Origin of the sequence: Azospirillum tabaci (genome assembly GCF_014596085.1) — a bacterium.
Taxonomy (GTDB): domain Bacteria; phylum Pseudomonadota; class Alphaproteobacteria; order Azospirillales; family Azospirillaceae; genus Azospirillum; species Azospirillum tabaci.
Window position 1 is genome coordinate 1 of record NZ_JACCJY010000087.1, and the last position, 738, is coordinate 738.

At 69.0% G+C, this 738-nt stretch carries 1 protein-coding gene; it reads left to right on the plus strand.

Going from position 1 to position 738, the window contains the following annotated elements; all coding sequences use genetic code 11:
* Window position 1: 1 nt before the first annotated feature.
* On the plus strand, window positions 2-738 hold a 737-nt coding region (locus H0B54_RS29365), incomplete at its 3' end, for an electron transfer flavoprotein subunit beta/FixA family protein (RefSeq protein ID WP_188263278.1).

The following is a 738-nucleotide window of genomic DNA, read 5'->3' on the forward strand; positions in this document are numbered from 1 at the left end:
TATGAAGGTCCTCGTCCCGGTCAAGCGGGTGGTCGATTACAACGTCAAGATCCGCGTCAAGGCGGACGGTTCCGGCGTTGAGACCGCCAACGTGAAGATGAGCATGAACCCCTTCGACGAGATCGCCGTCGAGGAGGCCGTCCGCCTCAAGGAAGCCGGCAAGGCGACCGAGGTCATCGTGGTCACCGTCGGCCCGACCGCCGCGCAGGAGACGCTGCGCACCGGCCTGGCCATGGGCGCCGACCGCGGCATCCTGGTCCAGACCGACGCCGAGACGCAGCCGCTGGCCGTCGCCAAGGTGCTCAAGGCGCTCGTCGACAAGGAAGGCCCGACCCTGGTCATCCTGGGCAAGCAGGCGATCGACGACGACTGCAACCAGACCGGCCAGATGCTCGCCGCCTTGCTGGGCTGGCCGCAGGGCACCTTCGCCTCCAAGGTCGTGCCGGGCGAGGGCGCGGTCACCGTGACCCGCGAGATCGACGGCGGCCTGGAGACCGTGCAGCTGACGCTGCCCGCCGTGGTCACCGCCGACCTGCGCCTGAACGAGCCGCGCTACGCCTCGCTGCCCAACATCATGAAGGCCAAGAAGAAGCCCATCGAGACGCTGGCCCCCGACGCGCTGGGTGTCGACGTGGCGCCGCGCCTGACCACGCTCAAGGTCGCCGAACCGGCCAAGCGCAAGGCCGGCGTCAAGGTCGCCGACGTGGCCGCCCTGGTCGACAAGCTGAAGAACGAAGC